Genomic DNA, 6,330 nt, shown 5'->3' on the forward strand with positions numbered 1-6,330 from the left:
CGCCCCCTCCCAAGGCCAATGGTACCCCAGGAAGTCCCGGGGCCGCACGTACAGCCCGGTGCGGCAGAACCCGCACCGGAGCACCGGATCGCCCACCCCCAACTCCACCGGGGCCCCGCATTGGGGGCAGCCGGCCGACGCCTCGGGAAGCCCCCTCAGATCTTCAGCTTCCGGCCGCATGCGTTACAGTAGACGGCCTCCGGCCGGTTCTCGGCGCCGCACTCTCCGCAGACCCGGGGCGCGGGCCTCTCGCCCGCCGGCGCACCGCAGGCCGGGCAGAACCGGGCCTTGGGCGTGAGGTTTTTCCCGCACCGGCCGCAGCGGCGGGTGACGAGGATCTGATGCCCGCAGTGGGGGCAGAACCGGGCCTCGGGGCCCACCGGCAGTCCGCACTCCGGGCACGAAGCCCCCTCGGCGCGCGCCGCTCCCCCGGCCACGCCCCCCAGGAAGCCCGGCAGGAGCATCCCGAGCCCGAGTCCGATCGCCCCCTCGGCGGCCCCGCTTCCCCCGTCGGCCGCCCGCTCCAGCGCCTCGGCGGCCTTGAGCTTCACCAGATCGTCCAGCCGATCCCCCACGGCCCCGAGGCGGCTTCGGTCGTCGATGGCCTGCTGCACGTCGTCCGGGGGGGTGACGGCGTTGATGTAGAGCCGGCCGAGCTCCAGGCCGTAGCCGGCGAGATCCCGGGCCAACCGCTCCCGGAGGCCGTCGGCCAGTTCCTCGTACCGGGTGGGCAGGTCGAGGACCGAATCGAGGTGCTCCCCCAGGTGGTCGTTGAGCCGCGACACGATGACCTCGCCCAGGTACGCCTCCAGGGCGTCCACCGTGTACGACGCCTCGGTGCCCACGAGGGTGTTCACGAATAGCACGGGCTGGGTCACCCGGACGTCACAGATCCCGTGGGCGCGGAGCCGGATGAGCCCGAACTCCCGGTCCCGGAACGCCACCGGGTCCCGGGTGCCCCACCGGAGGTTCGGGAACACCTTGAGGTTCACGAAGTACACCTCGGCCCGGAACGGGCTCGTGAACCCCCAGGGCAGGGCCAGGGCCTTCGTGAGAAGCGGCACGTTCTTGGTGACCAGGGTGTGCCGGCCCGGCCCCAGGGCGTCGCAGGCCACCCCGCCCGAGTAAAACACCGCCGCCTGGCTGTCGCGCACGATCACCTGGGCCCCGATCTTGAATTCCCCCGACCCACGTTCGGGAATCCGGTGGGCCACCTCCCGGCCGGAGGGGTCGAACCATTCGATCACTTCCAAGAAGACGACGTTGTCCGTTCCCATGGGCCACCTCGCCAAACGCGAACCGGCCCGGATCGCCGAGGCGAACCGGGCCGGTTCCGATGCCAGCAGAGTCCGGGCTTAGCCCTCCTTGGCCTTGCGCTTCGCCGCCCGGGCTGCCCGGGCCTGCACCAACTTGTCGGCCAGACCGAGCTCCGCGGCCATCCGCTTGCGCTGCTCCGAGTACTCCTCGGACACGAGTGGGGTGTTCTTGGGCAGGCCGAACATCTCCAGGTACTCCTTGGGCGTGAGCCCGTGGGCCGTGGAGAGGTGGCGCTTCAGGGTCTTCATGCCCTTGCCGCAGATCATGCAGTAGATCTTGTCCTTGCCGAACGCCACCTCGGGGGGCACCACGGGAGTGGCCGGAATCGGGGCGCCCTCGGGTTCGGCTTGGGCTTCCACCGACTCCTCCTCCACCTCCTCCCCCGCCAGCGAGGCGAGTTTCTTGTATACCTTGTCGATCTCCGCCAACAGGTCTTCCTGCCCCATCTCGTTCATCGAGGCGTGGGAGGCCACGATGTCGGCCGTGAGTTGCAGCAGCAGTCGCTTGTCCATTTCGTCCTCCTTTGGAATCGGTCCGGTAGGTCTCGCTTATATAGCTCAGGCTCATACATTGTGCAAGTCTCTGCCACGCACTTTTCCTTGATCCTCCCAACAAGATCGTAACGCCTCGGTTCAGACTTGCTCGGTGACAAGGAATCTCTCCGCAACTGATCGAGGGCCGGCCTACACTCACCCCCGTTTTTTCGGAGTCGGACAAGGGCCCGCCGGCTCGCTTGCAGGGGCCGCCGGGGGTGGTACCATCGTACCGGCAACGAATTCTTCTTCCCCTTACCCACGAGGAGGCCCAATGCATCCCACCGACCTTCGCGAGGCACTCGACCAAGCCATCCGCGCCGAGGAGGAAGCCTGCAACTTCTACGAAGGGGCGGCCCAGACGACCGACCACCCCGGCGGCCAGGCCATGTTCAGGGAACTCGCGGCGTTCGAGCGCCATCACCGCCGGCATCTCGAGGAACTGCGCGAGGCGCTCCTCCACGAAAAGCCGTGGCCGGAGTATCAACCCCGCGACCTCCCCCCTCGGCGGACCGAGGGCGACACGCCCGCGTCCACCCCGTCGCCGCACGCAGACGCCCTAGAAGCCCTGCGGATCGCGGCGGAAACCGAGGCCGAAGCCGAGGAGCGGTACCGCCGACTCGCCCACCAGGCACCGGACCGCCAGGGACGCGAGCTGTTCCTGCGACTGGCCGAGGAGGAGGCGATGCACCGCAAGGTGTTGGAAGACCAGTACTACGCGCTCTCCAACCGCGGCGTCTGGCTGTGGGGGGACTGATGGAGAAGCGGGTCCTCTTTGTCCACGGGAGCCCCCGGAAAGGAGGAAACACCGACGCCCTGGTCGGGAGGTTGGAGGCCCTGCTGGCCGGTCACCCGCTCCGGGCCGAACACCTCCGGTGCTCGGAGATTTCGGTGAGACCCTGCACGGGGTGCGGCGCTTGCGGCCGCACCGGGGAGTGCGTGCTCAAAGGCGACGACATGCCCCGGGTGTACGAGGCCGCAGACCGCGCCGACGCCCTCGTGGTGGCGAGCCCCGTTTACTTCCTCGGGCCCCCCGCGCCCCTCAAGGCGGTGATCGACCGGTTCCAGCCCTATTGGTCCCGGATCCACCTCCTCGGCCGGTCTCCGCCCCGGGAGCGGGTAGCCGCCGTGCTCTCGACCGCCGGGGCCCCGTCCCACTCCGTGTTCGCTTGCCTCCATCGGATCCTCGACGCATGGTTCGAGGTCCTCGGGGCCCGGGCCGTGGCGAACCTGTTCCTCGAAGGCGCCGACGAGGCGGGGTCGGCGGAACGGGATCCGAGGGTGGAGTCCGACCTTCCCGTGGTGGCTAAGCGACTCGTCACCCACCTGGGGCTCGAAGGTCCCTGATCGCCCGCACCCGTTTCATTGGATTTTAAGATCCGTTTCATTGCCTCCTCATCCTTGGGGCTTATATTGGGGCCGCCGCTTCGGCGGCCCTCTCCCGTTTTTCCAATCGTCGAAAGGAGGTCGGACACCATGCACACGACGCGGATCTCGGCACGGGGATGGCTCGCACTGTTTCTGGGGTTTGCGCTCCTCGCCGGGCACACGGCCTGGGCCCGCGGGGCGCCCGAGAGCTTCGCCCCCCTCGTGGAGAAGCTCAAACCATCGGTCGTGAACATCTCGACGACCAAGGTCGTGAAGACCCGCCGGCTGTTCCGGGACTTTCCCCGGTTCGGACCCAACGACCCGTTCCGCCGGTTCTTCGGCGACGACTTCTTTGACCGGTTTTTCGGGGACCAGCCCAGGGAGTTCAAGACCCAAAGCCTCGGGTCCGGATTCATCTGGGACGAGGAGGGCTACATCCTGACCAACAACCACGTGGTCGAGAGCGCCGACGAGATCGTCGTGCGGTTGTCGGACGAGCACGAGTTCGAAGCCGAGATCGTGGGAACCGACCCCAAGACCGACCTCGCCGTGATCAAGATCGACCCGAAGGATGTTCGGCTCCAGCCCGTGAAGGTGGGCGACAGCGATAAGATCCGGGTCGGCGACTGGGTCGTGGCCATCGGGAACCCCTTCGGGTACGGCCACACCGTGACCGCGGGGATCATCAGCGCCAAGGAGAGGGTGATCGGGGCCGGGCCCTACGACAACTTCCTCCAGACCGACGCGGCGATCAACCCGGGCAACTCCGGGGGCCCCCTGTTCGACATGGAGGGCCGTGTGGTCGGGATCAACACCGCCATCGTCGCCGGCGGCACCGGGATCGGGTTCGCGATCCCGGTGAACATGGCCAAGGAGATCGTGCCGCAACTCAAGGAGCGGGGCCGGGTGACCCGGGGCTGGCTCGGGGTGATGATCCAGGAGGTCACGAAAGAACTCGCGGACCAGTTCGGCCTCGACGAGCCCAAGGGGGCGTTGGTGTCGGACGTGGTCCCCGACGGGCCGGCGGACAAGGCCGGCATCAAGCGTGGGGACATCATCGTGGAGTTCGACGGGGTGTCGATCGACAAGATGCACAAGTTGCCGCGCATCGTGGCCGAGCACGCCCCGGGCAGCGAGGTGGACGTGGTGGTGCTCCGGAAGGGTGAGCGCAAGACCTTCCGGGTGAAACTCGGGGAACTCAAGGAGGAGGAACTCGCCGGCGAAGCCACGGTGGAAGAAGAACTGGGCCTGACGGTACAGGAGATCACCCCCGAACTCCAAAAGCATCTGGGGCTCGACACCGACGAGGGCCTGGTGGTGTCGGGGGTGGAGCCCGGAAGCCCCGCGGCCGAGGCGGGACTGCGCCGAGGCGACATCATCCTCGAGGTCAACCAGGAGCCCGTGGGATCGATCGAGGAATACAGGAAGGCCCTGCGGGAGGCCAAGGGGAAGGGCAGCGTGCTCTTCCTGGTGAAGCGCGGAGTCGGAACGCTCTACGTGGTCGTGCCGCTTTCCAAGTAACTTCCCGCTGGGACGCTAGGAGGCTAGGACGCTAGGACGCCAAAATCTTCTGTGACTCCAGCGTCAGCGGCTGTGCCAACCTGTGGGAGCGGCTGCCGTATCAGGGGCCAGAGGTCAGAGATCAGATGTCAGAGACCCCCTGTCCTGTGTCGTCTGTCCACTGACCCCTGCCATCGGCGCCGCTCCCACCCCCGAGCCCTGCCTCGGGCGTTACTGTCCTGCGTAGTGGGGCCCTAAAAGGGCTCTGGGGAGTTGCCAACCGACACGGGCCTGTCGCCCGCGTTTCGGGGCAAGGGGCCTCCCGGAGAGCCGGGAGCGGCCGTACCGGTGACCAGAATTCAGAATTCGTCCGACAGGATTCCGTGGCGCTGCTGAGCGCCGACTTCTGTCCCCTCATGTCCGATTTCTGACACGGGGCCCCTTGCCCCGCCCGGCCAGCGAACCGACCGGCCCCGGGCTGTTGACATCTCCGCGGGGTCGGCTAGGTTGAGGCCCGTCAGGGCGCCGCCGATCCTTCCGCCGAAGCGCGGGCGACGGTCGGCCGGTCGCCGGAGACCCAAGGCGGTGGTTCGAGAGAAAGGAGGGTGTGTCATGGGAGCGCTTCGAAACGGTTTCCTTTCTGCTTTCTTCTGCTTCGCGTTCGCCGCCGCAGCCTGGGCCGCCACGATCCAGCCCGGCGAGATCCGGGTGGTGGAAGGGCGGATCGCTGCCGTGGACGTGGCATACCGGTCCGTCGTCCTTGAGGTCCCGACCCCCAAGGGGGACCTGACCGTGGGCGTCACCCTGGACGAGGGCGTGACTCCGCGCCTCGACGGGCAACCCTTGTCCCTCGAAAGCCTCCAGCCCGGAGAAACCGCGCGGCTCAAGTACACCCGTCGCGACGACCGGCTCGTGGGGCTCGACCTGGTGGTGCGCCGGTGACGGTGCGAACGGCGGCAACCTGGCTCACAACTCTGGCCCTTTTGGCCGCGGCCCGGCCGGGTACGGCCACGGACCGAGAATCTCTCAAAGCCGTGCAGGTGTTCGTCGCGTTCGGGCAACTCGTGTCCCCGGCCAAACGGGAGGGCTATCTGCGCGAGCGAGCCGGCACCCCCGTGGAAGGGGCCGGCGCGGTCGAGGCGCTCCTGCCCCGCACGTACTACGATACCTCGGTGCCCGACCGGAACCCGGCCGTGCTGCTGCTTCAGGTCTCACCGGGCCGCAAGGTGGCCTGCGGCCTCCCGCGACTCCCCGACGCCGAAGACCGGAACGACGTGCGGGAGGGGACGAGAGTGTCGTTCCGGGGCACCCTGGTCGACGCCCACGACTGGGGCGAATGGACCACGCTCTATCTGGCCGACTGCTCCGTGGCCGGACTTCCGTAGGGCCGAACCGCCTAGGCCGGCGGCGCCGACCGAGCGCGCCGCCGACCTTTGCTTTTCAGAATTCAGAATTCAGAGGACAGATGTCAGAACCCCCCTGTCCTCTGTCGTCTGTCCACTGACTCCTGGCACGGGCGCCGCTCCTGTCCTTACCTCTGACTCGGACGTTTCTGTCCTGCGTAGCGGGGCCCCAAAGGGGCCTGGGGAGCTTCCAAGTAACTTCGGTCCAC

Annotated in this window: 7 protein-coding genes; 5 read left to right on the plus strand and 2 right to left on the minus strand. The window is 67.9% G+C overall.

Features of this window, described 5'->3' with window-relative positions:
* Window positions 1-155 precede the first annotated feature (155 nt).
* Complete coding sequence (locus ACYQ8L_RS17780; protein ID WP_459943163.1) at window positions 156-1,277, minus strand: SPFH domain-containing protein; 1,122 nt, start codon at window positions 1,275-1,277, stop codon at window positions 156-158.
* A gap of 78 nt (window positions 1,278-1,355) precedes the next feature.
* On the minus strand, window positions 1,356-1,829 hold the full coding sequence (locus tag ACYQ8L_RS17785) for a Ros/MucR family transcriptional regulator (protein ID WP_459943164.1): 474 nt from the start codon (window positions 1,827-1,829) through the stop codon (window positions 1,356-1,358).
* 295 nt (window positions 1,830-2,124) lie between these two features.
* Here ACYQ8L_RS17785 and ACYQ8L_RS17790 point away from each other — a divergent pair, with 295 nt between their 5' ends.
* From ACYQ8L_RS17790 to ACYQ8L_RS17810, 5 genes are all read left to right on the plus strand, one after another.
* On the plus strand, window positions 2,125-2,607 hold the full coding sequence (locus tag ACYQ8L_RS17790; RefSeq protein ID WP_459943165.1) for a ferritin family protein: 483 nt from the start codon (window positions 2,125-2,127) through the stop codon (window positions 2,605-2,607).
* The gene (locus ACYQ8L_RS17795) at window positions 2,607-3,197 is read left to right on the plus strand and encodes a flavodoxin family protein (protein ID WP_459943166.1); all 591 of its coding nucleotides are present in this window, start codon (window positions 2,607-2,609) and stop codon (window positions 3,195-3,197) included. Before ACYQ8L_RS17790 ends, ACYQ8L_RS17795 begins: the two co-directional genes overlap by 1 nt.
* A 129-nt stretch (window positions 3,198-3,326) precedes the next feature.
* Window positions 3,327-4,739: a DegQ family serine endoprotease gene (locus tag ACYQ8L_RS17800; protein WP_459943167.1), complete on the plus strand. Its 1,413-nt coding sequence runs from the start codon at window positions 3,327-3,329 to the stop codon at window positions 4,737-4,739.
* A gap of 591 nt (window positions 4,740-5,330) precedes the next feature.
* A complete protein-coding gene (locus tag ACYQ8L_RS17805) occupies window positions 5,331-5,660 on the plus strand; it encodes a hypothetical protein (RefSeq protein ID WP_459943168.1) in 330 nt (109 codons plus the stop codon).
* Complete coding sequence (locus ACYQ8L_RS17810) at window positions 5,657-6,103, plus strand: hypothetical protein (protein ID WP_459943169.1); 447 nt, start codon at window positions 5,657-5,659, stop codon at window positions 6,101-6,103. The genes ACYQ8L_RS17805 and ACYQ8L_RS17810 overlap by 4 nt, the downstream gene beginning before the upstream one ends.
* Window positions 6,104-6,330: the final 227 nt, after the last annotated feature.

It is taken from the genome of Deferrisoma palaeochoriense, assembly GCF_054656955.1.